The following is a 17,461-nucleotide window of genomic DNA, read 5'->3' as shown; positions in this document are numbered from 1 at the left end:
CACGCAGGAAGCCCGGACTAATAAGATGGCATTGAAATCCCCCGCGTTTCGTAAAAAATTTCCGTTGCTGGTTACCGGCAGTCTGCTGGCCCTGCAACCCCTGGCCTCTTCATTCGTCGTCGCGGCGCAGCAGTATGACTGCTCCGTCTCCGCTTCGGGTGCCTGGGACTGTGCGCCCAAGACACCGGCCGCCGCGTTGCCGCCGCGTCCCGTGCATGACGGCAGTGCGGTTTCCGACAGTGGCGCGGCTCCGGCCGACAGCAGCTCGGGCGAGGAAGCCGGCGAAAAGCCGATGCTCGTTACCGAAGCCAAGGGCCGTGGCCTGAAGTCGCGCAGTGCAGACTACAGTCACCTGGATTGGGTTCCACGAGAGAACCTCACCCCTGCGCAATTGGCTGAAACCGGGCCTTACTGCTCGGGTGCCTATATCGAGCCGACCCGTCCTGGCATGAACGACAAGACGGCCAAGAGCGACGCCCCCACCTTCCTCGGCGCCAAGGCTTCACGCTATCAGCAGGAAGAACAGGTGGCGACCCTGGCCGGTGACGTGGTCATGCGCCAGGGCAGCATGCAGGTCGAGGCCGACGAGGCCAGCCTGTACCAGGCCGAAAATCGTGGCGAGCTGAGCGGCAACGTGCGGGTTCGCGACAACGGAGCACTGATCGTCGGCGACCACGCCGATGTACAGCTGGACACCGGCGAAGCCAAGGTCGACAACGCCGAATACGTGATGCACAAGTCGCGCATCCGCGGTAACGCGCTGTACGCCAAGCGCGCCGAGAACGCGATCATCCGTCTCAAGGACGGTACGTACACCACGTGCGAACCGAACAGCAACGCCTGGACGCTCAAGGGCAACAACATCACCCTGAACCCGGCCACCGGCTTCGGTACCGCGACCAACGTGACGCTGCGGGTCAAGGACATTCCAGTCCTGTACACGCCTTATATTTATTTCCCGATCGACGACCGTCGCCAGTCCGGCTTCCTGCCGCCGACCATCGGCAGCGGCAGCGACACCGGTTTCCTGCTGGTCACCCCGTACTACTTCAACCTGGCGCCAAACTACGATGCCACGTTGTACCCGCGCTACATGAGCAAGCGTGGCATGCTGATGGAAGGCGAGTTCCGCTACCTGACCAAGTCCAGCGAAGGTCAGTTCGGCGCGGCGTACCTCAACGACGAAGAAGACGAACGCGCCAAGCAGTCCGATTACAGCAAGACCCGCTACATGTACAACTGGCAGCACAAAGGCGGTCTCGACTCGCGCGTGCTGACGGAAGTCGACTACACCAAGATCAGCGATCCTTACTACTTCCAGGATTTGCAGACCGACCAGATCGGTGTCGAATCCAGGGATTATGTGAACCAGCAAGGGGCCATCAGCTATCGGGGGGACAACTACGTTGCCCGCTTGAATGCCCAGGCTTACCAGATGGCGACGATTTCCAAGATCACGCCCTATGATCGTTTGCCGCAGATCACTTTCAACGGTGCGTTGCCACAGCATCCATATGGCCTGGATTTCGCTTACCAAACAGAACTGGTCCGATTTGATCGCAACTTGAGAAATGGCCTGTACAGCAACGACGAAGGCGTTACATCGCCGTGGCTGGACAACAACATCCGCGGCCTTGCGCGAGCGAACGGCAACCGCCTGAATTTGGCTCCGGTCATGAGCTTGCCGATGGAGGCGAGCTACGGCTACATCAAGCCATCCTTGAAATACCAGTACACCCAATATGACCTGGATCTGGATGGCAGAGGCAAATCGCAAATTGCGGCACAGAGCGCCGAGGCCGATCGCCTGCAGGGCACTTATAGCAGCAACCAGAGTCGCGGCATTCCGATCGCCAGCATCGACAGCGGCTTGTATTTTGATCGGAATACCCAATGGTTCGGCACCAACTATCGCCAGACCCTGGAACCACGCCTGTTCTACCTCTACGTACCGGAAAAAGATCAGAGCGATATCCCGGTTTTCGATACCAGCGAATCGACCTTCAGCTACTCCTCGCTGTTTCGGGACAACCGCTTTACCGGCTCTGACCGCGTCGGCGACGAGAACAAGCTGTCCCTGGGCGTAACCAGCCGCTGGATCGAAGAAAACGGTTTCGAGCGCCAGCGCATCAGCGTCGGCCAGGCCCTGTACTTCAAGGATCGCGAAGTCCAGCTGCCAAGCATCGACTTCAAGACACGTGAAGACGCCAAGTCGAACGTTTCCCCGTACGCACTGGAATACGAGTACCGCTGGAACCGCGATTGGCGCACCACCGCCAACTACAACTGGGATCCGGATACCCATAGCCCCCGTTCGGGCAGCGCGATGTTTCACTACCAGCCCGAAGACAACCCGAACAAGGTCATCAACGCTGGCTATCGCTATCGCAACGACCTGGTCCGCTACGATGAAACCACTGGCCAATGGCAAGTGGGCGGTGGCGACTACGGCACGCCAGGCACACCTGGCTACGTGAAGGATTACTACAAGATCAAGCAGCACGACTTCTCGGTCATCTGGCCGATCGTGCCGCAGTGGAACGTAATCAGCCGCTGGCAGTATGACTACAACCGCAACCGCACCCTGGAAGCCTTCGGTGGTTTCGAATATGACAACTGCTGCTGGAAACTGCGCCTGATCAACCGTTACTGGGTCGACTATGAAGAGTTCAGTCAGGCCGCCCCGGAAAACGAAAAAGGCGACCACGGCGTCTTCCTCCAAATTGTTCTGAAGGGACTCGGCGGCCTCACCGGCGCCAAGGTAGAGAGCTTCCTCGACAAAGGCATCCAAGGTTATCGTGAACGTGAAGACCAAGCTTTCTGATTGTCTGCGCCCGCTGATGCTGGGCGCGCTGTTCCTGGGTACCGCGGCCAACGCCGCGGTACAGTCCATCGATAAAGTGGTGGCCATCGTCGACAACGACGTGGTCATGCAGAGCCAGTTGGACCAGCGCGTCCATGAAGTGCAGCAAACCATCGCCAAGCGCGGCGGTGGCCAGCCGCCACCAGGCGTACTGGACCAGCAAGTGCTCGAACGCCTGATCGTCGAAAACCTGCAGTTGCAGATCGGCGAACGTTCCGGCATTCGCATCACCGATGAAGAACTGAACCAGGCCGTCGGCACCATTGCCCAGCGCAATAACATGAGTATCGACCAATTCCGCGCCGCCCTGGCCCGCGACGGCCTCTCCTACGAGGACGCCCGCGATCAGATCCGCCGTGAAATGGTCATCAGCCGTGTGCGCCAGCGCCGTGTGGCCGAACGCATCCAGGTGTCGGAACAGGAAGTGAAGAACTTCCTCGCCTCGGACCTGGGCAAGATGCAGCTTTCCGAAGAACTGCACCTGGCGAACATCCTGATTCCGACCCCGGAAAGCGCCAACTCCGAAGCGATCCAGAGCGCTTATCGCCAGGCGATGGATGTCTACCAGCAGCTCAAGCAAGGCGCTGATTTCGGTCAGATGGCCATTGCCAAGTCGGGCAGCGACAACGCCCTGGAAGGCGGTGACATGGGCTGGCGCAAGCCCGCTCAACTGCCGCCTCCGTTCGACCGCGAACTGAGCGCCATGGCCGTGGGCGATATCACCCAGCCAGCTCGTACGCCAGGCGGCTTCATCATCCTGAAAGTGCTGGAGAAGCGCGGTGGTGGAACCCAGGTCCGTGACGAAGTGCATGTTCGCCACATCCTGATCAAGCCAAGCGAGATTCGCAGCGAAGCCGAGACCAAGCGCCTGGCGGAGAAACTCTACGACCGCATCGAAGCGGGCGAAGACTTCGCTGAACTGGCGAAGAGCTTCTCGGAAGACCCGGGCTCGGCTCTCAACGGTGGCGACCTGAACTGGGTTGACCCGAATGCACTGGTTCCCGAGTTCCGCCAGGTCATGGCCGACACGCCGCAAGGCCAACTGTCCAAACCGTTCAAGAGCCCTTATGGCTGGCACGTGCTGGAAGTCCTTGGCCGTCGCGCCACTGACAGCACCACCCAGGCTCGCGAACAGCAAGCAATGACTGTCTTGCGCAACCGCAAATACGACGAAGAGCTGCAAACCTGGCTGCGTCAGATTCGCGACGAAGCCTACGTTGAAATCAAACTTCCTGGTGCAGACCAGGCAGCGCAGTGAAACCCAAGCGTTTCGCGCTGACCCCCGGCGAACCAGCCGGCATCGGTCCCGACCTGTGCCTGCTGCTCGCCTCGCAAGCCCAGCCACATCCCCTGATTGCCATCACCAGTCGCGACCTGCTCCTTGAGCGGGCCGCGCAACTGGGGCTGGTCGTCAACCTGTTGCCCGTGACACCGCAGGCCTGGCCGGACGTCCCGGCGCCCGCCAACAGCCTGTATGTCTGGGATACGCCCCTGGGCGCTCCGGTCGTCACCGGGCAGTTGGACAAGGCCAACGCCGCGTTCGTCCTCGAGACCCTGACCCGCGCCGGCCAAGGCTGCCTGGACGGGGCGTTCGCCGGTATGATCACCGCCCCCGTGCACAAAGGCGTGATCAACGAATCCGGGATTGCCTTTTCCGGGCACACCGAATTCCTGGCTGAACTGACCCACACCGCGCAAGTGGTGATGATGCTCGCCACCCGCGGCTTGCGAGTGGCCCTGGTGACCACTCACCTGCCCTTGCGGGACATCGCCGACGCTATCACCGCGCAACGCCTGGAGCGGGTCACGCGCATCCTGCACGCCGACCTGCAGGAAAAATTCGGCATCGCCCAGCCACGCATCCTCGTCTGTGGGCTCAATCCCCATGCCGGTGAAGGCGGACACCTGGGCCGTGAAGAAATCGACATCATCGAACCCACCTTGGAGCGCTTGCGCAGCGAGGGCATGGACCTGCGTGGCCCGTTGCCTGCCGACACTCTGTTTACCCCAAAATATCTGGAGCACTGCGACGCGGTGCTGGCGATGTACCACGACCAAGGCCTGCCCGTACTGAAGTACAAAGGCTTTGGCGCGGCGGTCAACGTGACATTGGGCCTGCCGATCATCCGCACCTCCGTGGACCATGGCACCGCCCTGGACCTGGCCGGCAGCGGCAAGATCGATACCGGCAGCCTGCAAGTCGCGCTGGAAACCGCCTACCAGATGGCCGAGACCCATTTATGACCGAGCAATACCAACACCGCGCGCGCAAGCGTTTCGGCCAGAACTTCCTGCATGACGCCGGCGTGATCGATCGCATCCTGCGCTCGATCCGGGCCAAGCCCGACGACCGCCTGCTGGAAATCGGCCCGGGACAGGGCGCCCTGACCGAGGGTCTGCTCGATAGCGGCGCGCAACTCGATGTGGTGGAACTGGACAAGGACCTGGTCCCGATCCTCAACCAGCAGTTCGCCGGCAGGAGCAATTTCAGCCTGCACCAGGGCGACGCGCTGAAGTTCGACTTCAATAGCCTGAACGCCGCACCGAACAGCCTGCGGGTGGTGGGAAACCTGCCGTACAACATCTCCACGCCGCTGATCTTCCACCTGTTGAGCAACGCCGGCCTGATCCGCGACATGCACTTCATGCTGCAAAAAGAAGTGGTCGAGCGCCTCGCCGCCGGCCCTGGCGGTGGTGACTGGGGTCGCCTGTCGATCATGGTCCAGTACCATTGCCGGGTCGAACACCTGTTCAACGTAGGCCCGGGTGCATTCAACCCTCCGCCGAAAGTCGACTCGGCCATTGTCCGCCTGGTGCCCCACGCCGTCCTGCCGCACCCGGCCAAGGATCATCGCCTGCTGGAGCGGGTGGTGCGCGAAGCGTTCAACCAGCGCCGCAAAACCTTGCGCAACACCTTGAAACTGCTGCTCAGCAGCGCCGAAATCGAAGCCGCTGGCGTCGATGGCAGCCTGCGCCCCGAGCAGTTGGACCTGGCAGCGTTCGTGCGCCTGGCCGACAAACTCAGTGAACAAGCCGCCCCGCAAGTCGACGCCAACTGAACCGGTGACGATCGCTATCGGGCAGTACGCCAGTCTGGTCTACTACCCGATACTTGGCCTAGACTGAACTCTTGAGTCGCGCCCGCGTCCCGCTTCGCTTTTAAGGCCTTTTTGCATGTCCGATCCTCGTTACCAGGTCGACGTCAGCGTCACCACCCGTTTTCTGGCAGAACAGTCGCAACCCGAGCATGACCGCTTCGCCTTCGCCTACAGCATTACCGTGCGCAACAACGGCTCCTTGCCGGCCAGGCTGCTGTCACGGCATTGGATCATCACCGACGGCGATGGCCATGTCGAAGAAGTGCGTGGCGAAGGTGTGGTCGGCCAGCAGCCGTTGATCGACGCTGGCAAAAGCCACAGCTACAGCAGCGGCACGGTGATGACGACCAAGGTCGGCACCATGCAGGGCACCTACCAGATGCTGGCCGAGGACGGCAAACGCTTCGACGCCGTCATCAAACCCTTCCGTCTGGCCGTGCCCGGAGCCCTGCACTGATGGCCACGTATGCGGTCGGCGACCTGCAAGGCTGCCTCGATCCGCTCAAGTGCCTGCTGGAGCGCGTTGCTTTCGATCCTCAAAAAGACACGCTGTGGCTGGTGGGCGACCTGGTCAACCGTGGCCCGCAGTCCCTCGAGACGTTGCGCTTTCTCTACAGTATTCGTCAGTCGCTGGTGTGCGTGCTCGGCAACCACGACCTGCATCTGCTGGCTGCCTGGCAGAACATCGAGCGCCTGAAAAAGTCCGACACCTTGAGCGAAATTCTCGACGCCCCCGATTGCGTTGAACTGCTGGAGTGGTTGCGCCAGCAGAAGCTCATGCACTACGACGAGGCGCGCAACCTCGCACTGGTTCATGCCGGCATTCCGCCCCAGTGGTCCCTGCGCAAGGCGCTCAAGTGTGCTGGCGAAGTCGAACAGGCATTGCGCGACGACAATCTGTTCGCCCCCTACCTGGATGGCATGTACGGCAACGAGCCGGTCAAGTGGGACAACGACCTCACTGGCAGCGCTCGTCTGCGCGTCATCACCAATTATTTCACGCGCATGCGCTTCTGCACCCGCGACGGCAAGCTCGATCTCAAGGGCAAGGAAGGCATCGAGACGGCGCCGCCCGGCTATGCCCCCTGGTTCAAGCACAGTGAGCGCAAGACCCGTAACCTGAAGATTATTTTCGGACACTGGGCGGCACTGGGCGGCCAATCCGACGAGCCCGGCGTCTTCGCCCTCGATACCGGTTGCGTGTGGGGCAGCGCCATGACCCTGATGAACGTCGACACTGGCGAGCAACTGCATTGCGATTGCGATGAACAGGGCCACGCCAAAACCCATCACCCGACCACTGCACCATTGCCGGCCGGCACTGCCGTTTGACCGGCGTTGCGCTTCAGCTACAGGAGCCCCTCATGAGCGAATTCAAACGCATCCCCCCGGAACAGGCCCAGGCCCTGCGCGAGCAAGGCGCGGTCGTCGTCGACGTCCGCGACCCAGCCACTTTTGCGGCTTCGCATATCAGTGGCTCCCGGCATCTGGATAACCATTCCATCGCCGACTTCATCCGTGCCGCCGACCTCGATGCACCTACGGTCGTGGTCTGCTATCACGGCAACTCCAGCCAGAGCGCAGCCGCCTATCTGGTCAGCCAGGGCTTCAGCGACGTCTACAGCCTGGACGGCGGTTTCGAGTTGTGGCGTGCGACTTATCCTTCAGAAACAGCGCAAGACAATCACGAATAATTTTTTATGCCGTCCAAGCCCGCGTGAACCGTGGGCTTGAGCGATGGCAGACGAACGGTCTGCCATAACTAATTACGTATTCCACCTTTACCTCCGCGATTCCGAACTATCCTTAGCCTCAGGCCATCCAAAACAGGGGAGAGCCGGTACACCGGCGCGCGGGTCATCGGGAGTCAGCTTTCAAGAACCTGTATTCTTGAAAGCATTCTGGGGGGTAAAACGGCAACTGGGTTCCCAGCGGCTGTCCAGCATCGACTGATTGATCCGACACCGGCTCCACGTATCGAGCGAGGTGACGTCATGAGCATTTTTAGCCACTTCCAGCAACGTTTCGAGTCCACGCGGCAGGAGGAATACTCGCTGCAGGAATACCTCGAACTCTGCAAGCAGGACCGCAGTGCCTATGCATCGGCTGCGGAGCGTCTGTTGCTGGCAATCGGAGAACCGGAGCTGCTGGATACCTCGACCAATTCGAGGCTCTCGCGAATCTTTTCCAACAAGGTGATTCGCCGCTATCCGGCCTTTGCGGACTTCCACGGGATGGAAGAATGCATCGAACAAATCGTGTCCTATTTCCGCCATGCCGCCCAAGGCCTGGAAGAGAAGAAACAAATCCTTTATCTGCTCGGCCCCGTGGGTGGTGGTAAATCGTCCCTGGCCGAGAAGCTCAAGCAACTGATCGAAAAAGTGCCCTTCTACGCCATCAAGGGCTCGCCGGTGTTCGAATCGCCTCTGGGTCTGTTCAACGCCACTGAAGATGGCGCGATCCTCGAGGAAGACTTCGGCATTCCACGCCGCTATCTCAATACCATCATGTCGCCATGGGCAACCAAGCGCCTGGCCGAGTTCGGCGGTGACATCAGCCAGTTCAAGGTGGTCAAGCTCTACCCATCGATCCTCAACCAGATCGCGGTGGCCAAGACCGAACCGGGTGACGAAAACAACCAGGATATTTCCGCCCTGGTGGGCAAGGTCGATATCCGCAAACTGGAAGAATTCCCACAGAACGACGCCGACGCCTACAGCTATTCGGGCGCGCTGTGCCGGGCCAACCAGGGCCTGATGGAATTCGTCGAAATGTTCAAGGCGCCCATCAAGGTGCTGCACCCACTGCTGACCGCCACCCAGGAAGGCAACTACAACAGCACCGAGGGCCTGGGGGCCATTCCGTTCACCGGCATCCTGCTGGCCCACTCCAACGAATCGGAATGGCATACCTTCCGCAACAACAAGAACAACGAGGCCTTCATCGACCGGATCTACATCGTCAAGGTGCCGTACTGCCTGCGAGTGAGCGACGAGGTGAAGATCTACGACAAGCTGCTGTTCAACAGCTCGCTGTCCAAGGCTCATTGCGCACCCGACACCCTGAAGATGCTTGCCCAGTTCACGGTGCTGTCGCGCCTCAAGGAACCGGAAAACTCCAACATCTATTCGAAGATGCGCGTGTACGACGGTGAAAACCTCAAGGACACCGATCCGAAGGCCAAGTCGATCCAGGAATACCGCGACAACGCGGGGGTCGATGAAGGGATGAACGGACTGTCCACACGTTTCGCGTTCAAGATCCTGTCCAAGGTCTTCAACTTCGACCCTCACGAGATCGCAGCCAACCCGGTTCACCTGCTGTATGTGCTGGAACAGCAGATCGAGCAAGAGCAATTCCAGGCCGAAACCCGCGAGCGTTACCTGCGTTTCCTCAAGGAATACCTGGCCCCACGCTACATCGAGTTCATTGGCAAGGAAATCCAGACGGCGTATCTGGAGTCCTACAGCGAGTACGGCCAGAACATCTTCGACCGCTACGTGCTGTACGCAGACTTCTGGATCCAGGACCAGGAATACCGCGACCCGGAAACCGGCGAAATACTCAATCGCGTGGCCCTCAACGAGGAACTGGAAAAAATCGAGAAACCGGCGGGCATCAGCAATCCGAAGGACTTCCGCAACGAGATCGTCAACTTCGTACTGCGCGCCCGGGCCAACAACAACGGCAAGAACCCAACCTGGCTCAGCTATGAAAAGCTGCGGGTGGTCATCGAGAAGAAAATGTTCTCCAACACCGAAGACCTGCTGCCAGTCATCAGCTTCAACGCCAAGGCCAGCAAGGAGGACCAGCAAAAACACAACGATTTCGTCACACGCATGGTCGAACGTGGCTACACCGACAAACAGGTACGACTGCTCTCCGAGTGGTATCTGCGGGTCCGGAAATCGCAGTAAGCAGCGGCAAGCTTCTAGCTACAGCCTGTAAGGGAACGGCGTTGAGCCCATGGCTCGACGCCACGCCCCTTGCAGCTTGAGGCTTACGACTTGAAGCTCCCCCGGAGGGGCCTATGAGCTATGTGATCGACCGACGCCTTAATGGCAAGAACAAGAGCACGGTGAACCGTCAGCGGTTTCTGCGGCGTTACCGTGACCACATCAAGAAGGCCGTCGAAGAGGCGGTCAGCCGGCGTTCCATTACCGACATGGAACACGGCGAACAGATCAGCATCCCCGGTCGCGACATCGACGAGCCGGTGCTTCACCATGGTCGCGGTGGCAAACAGACCGTCGTGCACCCCGGCAACAAGGAATTCACCAGCGGCGAGCATATCCCCCGTCCCCAGGGCGGAGGCGGCGGCAAGGGGCCCGGCAAGGCCGGCAACTCCGGCGAAGGCATGGATGAGTTCGTGTTCCAGATCACCCAGGAGGAATTCCTGGAGTTCATGTTCGAGGACCTGGAACTGCCGAACCTGGTCAAGCGCAACCTGACCGGCACCGACACTTTCAAGACCGTGCGTGCCGGGATCAGCAATGAAGGCAATCCGTCGCGCATCAACATTATCCGCACCCTTCGCTCAGCCCACGCCCGGCGCATCGCACTGTCGGGCAGCAGCCGGGCCAAACTGCGCGAGGCCAAGGAAGAACTGGCCCGCCTGAAACGCGAAGAACCCGATAATTTTGGCGACATTCAGGACCTTGAAGCGGAAATCGAGAAACTCAGCGCCCGCATCCATCGCGTACCGTTCCTCGACACGTTCGACCTCAAGTACAACCTGCTGGTAAAACAACCAAACCCCAGCTCCAAGGCGGTGATGTTCTGCCTGATGGACGTCTCCGGTTCCATGACCCAAGCCACCAAGGACATCGCCAAGCGTTTCTTTATCCTGTTGTACCTGTTCCTGAAACGGAACTACGACAAGATCGATGTAGTGTTCATCCGCCATCACACCAGTGCCCGGGAAGTGGACGAAGAGGAATTTTTCTATTCCAGGGAAACCGGCGGCACCATCGTTTCCAGCGCCCTGAAGCTGATGCAGGAGATCATGGCCGAGCGCTACCCCGCCAACGAATGGAACATCTATGCAGCCCAGGCGTCGGACGGTGACAACTGGAACGACGATTCACCAATCTGCCGCGACATCCTGATCAACCAGATCATGCCGTTCGTCCAGTACTACACCTACGTGGAAATTACTCCACGCGAACATCAGGCCTTGTGGTACGAATACGAACGGATTGCCGAAGCTTTTTCCGACACATTTGCCCAACAGCAATTGGTCTCGGCCGGGGATATATACCCGGTCTTCCGTGAACTCTTCCAGCGCAGGTTAGTGACATGACCGCCAAAAAAGAGCAGAAGCGCCAGCCCATTTCCACCGGCTCCGAATGGACATTCGAGCTGATCAAGGCCTACGACCGCGAAATCAGCCGTATCGCGGACCGTTATGCCCTCGACACCTACCCGAACCAGATCGAGGTGATCACCGCCGAGCAGATGATGGACGCCTATGCGTCGGTCGGCATGCCGCTGGGCTATCACCACTGGTCCTACGGCAAGCACTTCCTCAGTACCGAGAAATCCTACAGCCGGGGCCAGATGGGGCTGGCCTATGAGATCGTCATCAACTCCGATCCGTGCATCGCCTACCTGATGGAAGAAAACACCATCTGCATGCAGGCCCTGGTGGTGGCGCATGCCTGCTATGGGCACAACAGCTTCTTCAAGGGCAACTACCTGTTCCGCACCTGGACCGATGCCAGCTCGATCATCGATTACCTGGTGTTCGCCAAGCAGTACATCATGCAATGCGAGGAACGCCATGGTATCGACGCGGTGGAGGACCTGCTGGACTCCTGCCACGCCCTGATGAACTACGGCGTGGACCGCTACAAGCGGCCATATCCGATTTCCGCCGAAGAAGAACGCCGGCGCCAGAAGGATCGCGAAGAGCACCTGCAAAAACAGATCAACGATCTGTGGCGCACCATTCCCAAAGGTGCAGACAAGTACAACGAAAAAGACAATGCCCGATTCCCTGCCGAACCCCAGGAGAACATTCTCTATTTCATTGAAAAACATGCGCCGCTGCTTGAGCCGTGGCAGCGGGAAATCGTGCGCATCGTGCGCAAGATCGCCCAGTACTTCTATCCACAGCGCCAAACCCAGGTCATGAACGAGGGCTGGGCCACGTTCTGGCACTACACGCTGATGAACGACCTGTACGACGAGGGACTGGTCACCGACGGCTTCATGATCGAGTTCCTGACTTCCCACACCAGCGTGGTGTTCCAGCCCGGCTTCGACAGCCCGTACTACAGCGGTATCAATCCTTACGCACTGGGCTTCGCCATGTACCGCGACATTCGGCGCATGTGCGAAAACCCCACCGAGGAAGATCGTCGCTGGTTCCCGGACATCGCTGGCTCGGACTGGTTGTCCACCATTAAATTCGCCATGAGCAGCTTCAAGGACGAAAGCTTCATCCTGCAGTACCTCTCGCCCAAGGTGATTCGCGACCTGAAACTGTTCAGCATCCTCGATGACGATCAGAAAGATGACCTGCTGGTACCTGCCATTCACGATGAGGGCGGCTACCGCATCATTCGCGAAACCCTGGCGGCGCAGTACAACCTGGGCAATCGCGAGCCCAATGTGCAGATCTACAGCATTGACCGCCGCGGAGATCGCTCGCTGACCCTGCGGCACCAGGCGCACAACCGCAAACCGCTGGGCGACTCCACCGACGAAGTGCTCAAGCATCTGCATCGCCTCTGGGGTTTCGACATCCACTTGGAAACCCTGCAAGGCGACCAAGTGATGAAAACCCATCACGTGCCACCCAGAGGCGAACAAGCTGAAGGAGACTACGGTCGCCTGGATCTGGCCGTCATTCATCTTTGATCCCGTTTTCGCCTCCGGACGTCCGACGCAAAGGTTATCCTGTCGGACCAACGGAGGTTTTTTATGCAGATCTATAAAGTCGGCGGCGCCGTTCGCGACCGCCTGCTGGGCATTCCCGTCACCGACATCGATCGGGTCGTGGTGGGTGCCACCGCCGAGGAAATGCTCGCCAGGGGGTTTCGCCCAGTGGGGGCCGATTTTCCGGTATTCCTCGACCCGAAGAGCGGCGAGGAGTACGCCCTCGCCCGCACCGAACGCAAGAGCGGCCGAGGTTATGGCGGCTTCGTGTTCCATGCCAGCCCTGAAGTGACCCTGGAGGAGGACCTGGTTCGCCGGGACCTGACGATCAACGCCATGGCCGAAGATGACCACGGCAACCTGACCGATCCGTACCATGGTCAACGCGATCTGGAAGCCCGCGTGCTACGCCACGTTTCCCCCGCTTTCGCCGAAGATCCCCTTCGAGTCCTGCGGGTTGCCCGCTTCGCCGCGCGTTATGCTCCGCTGGGTTTCAAGGTGGCGGACGAAACCCTTGAACTGATGCGCCAACTCAGCGATTCCGGCGAACTGGAAGCACTGACGGCCGAGCGCAGCTGGAAAGAAATTTCCCGCGCCCTCATGGAAAAACAGCCACAGGTATTTATCCAGGTCTTGCGCGACTGCACGGCCCTCAAGGTCCTGATGCCAGAGGTCGATGCGCTGTTTGGCGTGCCCCAGCCTGAAGCCCATCACCCGGAAATCGACACCGGCGTCCATACCCTGAGCGTGCTGGAACAAGCCGCCCTGCACCAACAACCGCTGACGGTCCGCTGGGCCTGCCTGCTGCATGACCTGGGCAAAGGCCTGACACCCCGACACGAATGGCCACGACACATCGCCCATGAGCACACGGGGCTGAAGCTGATCAAAGCGGTCAACAAACGCTTCAAGGCTCCCCGCGACTGTCAGGAATTGGCGTTACTGGTTGGCCAATACCACACCCATGGTCATCGCGCGCTGGAGCTCAAGGCGTCAACTTTGCTTGAGCTGCTGCAGAGTTTCGATGTGTACCGTCGACCTCAGCGCTTCGAGGAGTTCATCGCAGCCTGCGAGATGGATGCACGGGGGCGCAAAGGGCTTGAAGACAGAAGTTATCCACAGGCTGATTATTTGCGGGGCGCAGCGGCAGCAGCCCGCGCGGTGGCGGTGCAGCCTTTGCTGGAGAAGGGCTTCAAGGGACCGGAGCTGGGTGAGGCGATCAAGCGCGAGCGCCTCAAGGCGTTGAAAGGCTACAAGGAAGCGGCGAGCTGACGGGCGTTCGTGTCAGTTTGCATTTTGGCTGGATGTTCCGCCGTCATCGCGAGCAAGCTCGCTCCCACAGGGATCTCGGTATACCTGTGTGGGAGCAAGCTTGCTCGCGATAGCGGCAGGCGCCTCAGCGCAGATTCGATGGCGTAAGCTGCTGGCCTCGCCATTCGAAAGCCACTGGCGCCAGCACTTGGTCGATCTGCGATTCCTCCCACAAAGTAGCGAAGCTTTTGCCCACGCCTGGGTGAATCCGATCCGGCGCGATCAACGACAAAGGCCATAGGACGAAGGCGTTCTTGAGGATTTCCGCGCGCGGCAGGATCAGCCCATCGAAGTTGCCGACCTGTTCGCCATACAACAACACGTCGATATCCAGCGGCAGCCCCTTGCGGTCCGGCGCATAGCGACCGTTGTCCGCCTCGATGAACTTGAGACGACGATCCAGCTCCATCAGGGGCAGATCCGTGAAGGCCGAGACGACGAAATTGAAGAATGGCCCGCTCTTGATACCCACCGGCTGGCTCTCGAACACGGCCGAACAGCGGATGTCCACCAGGAAACCGGCCAAGGCTTCAAGACCGGCGCACAGATGGGTTTGGCGCTCGATATTGCTGCCGAGCCCGAGAAAAACCTGAGTCAGCGACATCCGCGCTCGATCTCCACACCAACGCCGCTGGCCGCTGGTACGGCGCCAGGCTTGGTTAATTTCAGACGCAGCCAGGTGATCTTGAACTCGTCCATGAGCTCCTGGGCCAATCGCTCGGCAAAGGTCTCGACCAATTGGAACTGCGCCTGTTCGGCAAATGCCTGGATGCGCGACGATACGCTGGCGTAGTCGAGCGCCAGGGTCAGGTCGTCACCCGCAGCGGCCGGGCGGTTGTCCCAGGCGAAGCTCAGGTCAAGCCGCAGGCACTGTCGAATGCCTCGCTCCCAGTCGTAGGCCCCGATTACCGTGTCGACTTCCAGGCCCTCGATAAACACTCTGTCCAAGCACTCTTCTCCGCAGCACGACAAGGGCGCAATGCGCCGTTAGAATCAGGGCGTCCTCGCCCGGAATAGTTAGCATGTTTTGGTTACTGGCGATTCTCGCCTACCTGCTCGGCTCGCTGTCCTTCGCCATTTTGCTCAGCCGCCTGACCGGTCGCCCGGATCCGCGAATGAGTGGCTCAGGCAATGCCGGCGCCACCAACATGCTGCGCCTGGCCGGACGCAAACTCGCCATCCTGACCCTGCTGGGCGACCTCTGCAAAGGCCTTGTCCCGGTATTGATCGCCAGCCTCGCAGGGCTCTCGTTGCAGCAACAGGCCTGGATCGGCGTCTGCGCCGTCATCGGCCATCTATTCCCGCTGTACTTTCGCTTTCGTGGCGGCAAGGGTGTCGCCACCGCCGCCGGCATGCTGCTGGGCCTGTACCCGCCCGCCGCCCTGCTGGCTGTCTGTGCCTGGCTGCTGACGTTCTACCTGACCCGCACCAGCTCCCTGGCCGCGCTGATCGCCACACCGCTGACCCTGCCGTTGCTGGCCTGGCAGGAACCGGCGGCCTTGCTGCCAATGACCGCACTGGTAGCGCTGATCGTCTGGCGTCACCGGGGCAATCTACGCGACCTGTTCGCCGGGCGCGAACGGCATTTTTAAATGATGTTTCACAGCGGCGCCAACTGCTCCATCGGCCAGCGCGCCTGTACGCTGATCGCCAGGCTTTCGTGCTGGCCGGCCTGCAAGCGCTGACAACCGGCAAAGGCAATCATCGCGCCGTTATCTGTACAGAACTCCGGCCGGGCGTAGTAAACGTCGCCCTTCATGTCGCCGAGCATTTTCTCCAGCGATGTCCGCAAGGCCTTGTTCGCGCTCACGCCGCCTGCGATCACCAGGCGCTTGAGCCCGGCCTGCTTGAGGGCACGCTTGCACTTGATGGTCAAAGTCTCCACCACGGCCTGCTGGAACGCCAGTGAGATGTCGCAACGGGCTTGCTCACTGTCGTCCCCGACGCTGACGCACTGCTGCCAGGTGTTCAGGGCAAAGGTCTTCAACCCGCTGAAACTGAAATCGAGGCCGGGACGGTCGCACATTGGCCGCGGGAACACGAAGCGCCCATCGACCCCTTGCGTCGCAAGCCGAGAGATTTCCGGCCCACCGGGATAATTGAGGCCCATCATTTTTGCAGTTTTGTCGAACGCTTCGCCGGCAGCATCATCGAGCGTCTCGCCGAGCAACTCGTATTGGCCGATGCCATCGACCCGAATGAGCTGCGTATGGCCGCCCGATACCAACAAAGCGACGAACGGAAATTGCGGCGGTTGCGACTCCAGCATCGGCGCCAGCAGGTGGCCTTCCATGTGATGCACGCCCAGGGCCGGAATCCCCCAGGCAAAGGCCAGCGCCTGGGCACAGGAGGCGCCCACCAGCAACGCGCCCACCAGGCCCGGGCCGGCGGTGTAGGCGATGCCGTCGATCTCGGTCGGCACGCAGCCGGCTTCGGCCAGGACCTGGCGGATCAAGGGCAGCATGCGCTTGACGTGATCGCGGGAGGCAAGCTCGGGCACCACCCCGCCATAGGCGCGGTGCAGGTCGATCTGGCTGAACAGCGCATCGGCCAGCAGGCCGCGTTCACTGTCGTAAAGTGCGACACCAGTTTCGTCGCAGGAGGTTTCTAATCCCAGTACTAGCATGGGTTTGCGCCTTGTAGAGGCTGAATTCGAAGGCGCGCATAATAGTCGCCGCGTTGTGCCCCGACCAGCGGTTTTCGATCAGAGGCTTTGCATTCCGAGCGTTGAGGGGTTAACATCCGCAACCCTTAAAAACCGACGTCTTCAAGTGCTCTTTTGCCGCGAGGATGTTGACCCCGGTAATGAATGAAGGTAGCTCTGGATGCCAGCCGTCAAAGTAAAAGAGAACGAACCCTTCGACGTAGCTCTGCGTCGTTTCAAGCGCTCCTGCGAAAAAGCCGGTGTTCTGGCTGAAGTTCGTAGCCGCGAATTCTACGAGAAGCCGACTTCTGAGCGTAAGCGCAAGGCAGCAGCCGCTGTTAAGCGTCACGCCAAGAAAGTTCAGCGCGAGCAGCGCCGCGCCGTACGTCTGTACTAATACACAGACGTCCGTAGCAAGCTTCTGCCAAGCCCGGCCTTCAAGCCGGGCTTATGGCATTTGCGGAATAACGCTTGATGCTTCACTGTCAAAGCCGCAGACGCGACCAAGACAACCTGCTTCACCGCGTCAGACCTGGCTCTTTTGCCAGCGGTGCACGTCTTTCCTGACGAGCCTTCCAAGGCTACCGACGAGCACACCCTGATTCCTCTAACGACGATCAGCCCAAGGCACCTGCCTGCGTGTCCGCTTCATGAGCTATCCGA

16 protein-coding genes are annotated in these 17,461 nt (G+C 60.1%); 13 read left to right on the top strand and 3 right to left on the bottom strand.

The genetic code is table 11. The features are described 5' to 3' along the window. Window positions 1-25 precede the first annotated feature (25 nt). The 11 genes from AB4O09_RS03760 to AB4O09_RS03710 all read left to right on the top strand — a co-directional run bounded on the left by AB4O09_RS03760 (window position 26) and on the right by AB4O09_RS03710 (window position 14,115). Window positions 26-2,824, top strand: a complete 2,799-nt coding sequence (locus AB4O09_RS03760; protein ID WP_003206165.1) for an LPS-assembly protein LptD — start codon at window positions 26-28, stop codon at window positions 2,822-2,824. Beyond that, complete coding sequence (gene surA / locus AB4O09_RS03755; RefSeq protein WP_013694355.1) at window positions 2,805-4,121, top strand: peptidylprolyl isomerase SurA; 1,317 nt, start codon at window positions 2,805-2,807, stop codon at window positions 4,119-4,121. Before AB4O09_RS03760 ends, surA begins: the two co-directional genes overlap by 20 nt. Next, window positions 4,118-5,107, top strand: coding sequence for a 4-hydroxythreonine-4-phosphate dehydrogenase PdxA (pdxA, locus tag AB4O09_RS03750; RefSeq protein WP_003206168.1), 990 nt, complete (start codon window positions 4,118-4,120; stop codon window positions 5,105-5,107). The genes surA and pdxA overlap by 4 nt, the downstream gene beginning before the upstream one ends. Then, window positions 5,104-5,922 (top strand): 16S rRNA (adenine(1518)-N(6)/adenine(1519)-N(6))-dimethyltransferase RsmA, encoded by an 819-nt coding sequence (rsmA, locus tag AB4O09_RS03745; protein ID WP_003206170.1) that lies wholly within the window; start codon window positions 5,104-5,106, stop codon window positions 5,920-5,922. Before pdxA ends, rsmA begins: the two co-directional genes overlap by 4 nt. Before the next feature lie 115 nt (window positions 5,923-6,037). Beyond that, window positions 6,038-6,418: a Co2+/Mg2+ efflux protein ApaG gene (gene apaG, locus AB4O09_RS03740; protein WP_003206172.1), complete on the top strand. Its 381-nt coding sequence runs from the start codon at window positions 6,038-6,040 to the stop codon at window positions 6,416-6,418. Then, window positions 6,418-7,293 carry a symmetrical bis(5'-nucleosyl)-tetraphosphatase gene (locus AB4O09_RS03735; protein WP_003206174.1) on the top strand — a complete coding sequence of 292 codons (876 nt, stop codon included), beginning with the start codon at window positions 6,418-6,420 and terminating at the stop codon, window positions 7,291-7,293. The genes apaG and AB4O09_RS03735 overlap by 1 nt, the downstream gene beginning before the upstream one ends. Before the next feature lie 32 nt (window positions 7,294-7,325). Then, window positions 7,326-7,655 carry a thiosulfate sulfurtransferase GlpE gene (gene glpE, locus AB4O09_RS03730; RefSeq protein ID WP_003206176.1) on the top strand — a complete coding sequence of 110 codons (330 nt, stop codon included), beginning with the start codon at window positions 7,326-7,328 and terminating at the stop codon, window positions 7,653-7,655. Between the two features lie 300 nt (window positions 7,656-7,955). Continuing rightward, on the top strand, window positions 7,956-9,878 hold the full coding sequence (locus AB4O09_RS03725; RefSeq protein ID WP_003206178.1) for a PrkA family serine protein kinase: 1,923 nt from the start codon (window positions 7,956-7,958) through the stop codon (window positions 9,876-9,878). 113 nt (window positions 9,879-9,991) lie between these two features. Beyond that, entirely contained in the window at window positions 9,992-11,263 is a 1,272-nt protein-coding gene (locus tag AB4O09_RS03720) for a YeaH/YhbH family protein (RefSeq protein WP_003206179.1), read from the top strand. Further along, entirely contained in the window at window positions 11,260-12,825 is a 1,566-nt protein-coding gene (locus AB4O09_RS03715) for a SpoVR family protein (protein WP_003206181.1), read from the top strand. Before AB4O09_RS03720 ends, AB4O09_RS03715 begins: the two co-directional genes overlap by 4 nt. Before the next feature lie 63 nt (window positions 12,826-12,888). After that, the gene (locus tag AB4O09_RS03710; protein ID WP_053163508.1) at window positions 12,889-14,115 is read left to right on the top strand and encodes a multifunctional CCA addition/repair protein; all 1,227 of its coding nucleotides are present in this window, start codon (window positions 12,889-12,891) and stop codon (window positions 14,113-14,115) included. A 124-nt stretch (window positions 14,116-14,239) separates the two neighbouring features. Here the strand turns inward: AB4O09_RS03710 and folK are convergent, their stop codons facing one another. Together folK and folB are read right to left on the bottom strand one after the other, a co-directional pair. Beyond that, window positions 14,240-14,758 (bottom strand): 2-amino-4-hydroxy-6-hydroxymethyldihydropteridine diphosphokinase, encoded by a 519-nt coding sequence (folK, locus tag AB4O09_RS03705; RefSeq protein WP_003206185.1) that lies wholly within the window; start codon window positions 14,756-14,758, stop codon window positions 14,240-14,242. After that, entirely contained in the window at window positions 14,749-15,102 is a 354-nt protein-coding gene (folB, locus tag AB4O09_RS03700) for a dihydroneopterin aldolase (RefSeq protein ID WP_003206187.1), read from the bottom strand. The genes folK and folB overlap by 10 nt, the downstream gene beginning before the upstream one ends. A 74-nt stretch (window positions 15,103-15,176) precedes the next feature. On the opposite strand from folB, the gene plsY reads away from it, so the two are divergent. Continuing rightward, entirely contained in the window at window positions 15,177-15,746 is a 570-nt protein-coding gene (gene plsY / locus AB4O09_RS03695; protein ID WP_003206189.1) for a glycerol-3-phosphate 1-O-acyltransferase PlsY, read from the top strand. Between the two features lie 8 nt (window positions 15,747-15,754). Here the strand turns inward: plsY and tsaD are convergent, their stop codons facing one another. Next, window positions 15,755-16,780 carry a tRNA (adenosine(37)-N6)-threonylcarbamoyltransferase complex transferase subunit TsaD gene (gene tsaD / locus AB4O09_RS03690; protein WP_003206192.1) on the bottom strand — a complete coding sequence of 342 codons (1,026 nt, stop codon included), beginning with the start codon at window positions 16,778-16,780 and terminating at the stop codon, window positions 15,755-15,757. A gap of 199 nt (window positions 16,781-16,979) precedes the next feature. Between tsaD and rpsU the strand changes: the two genes are divergently transcribed. Continuing rightward, the gene (gene rpsU / locus AB4O09_RS03685; protein ID WP_002551877.1) at window positions 16,980-17,195 is read left to right on the top strand and encodes a 30S ribosomal protein S21; all 216 of its coding nucleotides are present in this window, start codon (window positions 16,980-16,982) and stop codon (window positions 17,193-17,195) included. The last annotated feature ends 266 nt before the right edge of the window (window positions 17,196-17,461 follow it).

Source organism: Pseudomonas sp. H1_F01 (assembly GCF_054681425.1).
The sequence above is the reverse complement of the archived record's forward strand: the minus strand, read 5'-3'. Positions and strand labels throughout refer to the sequence as shown.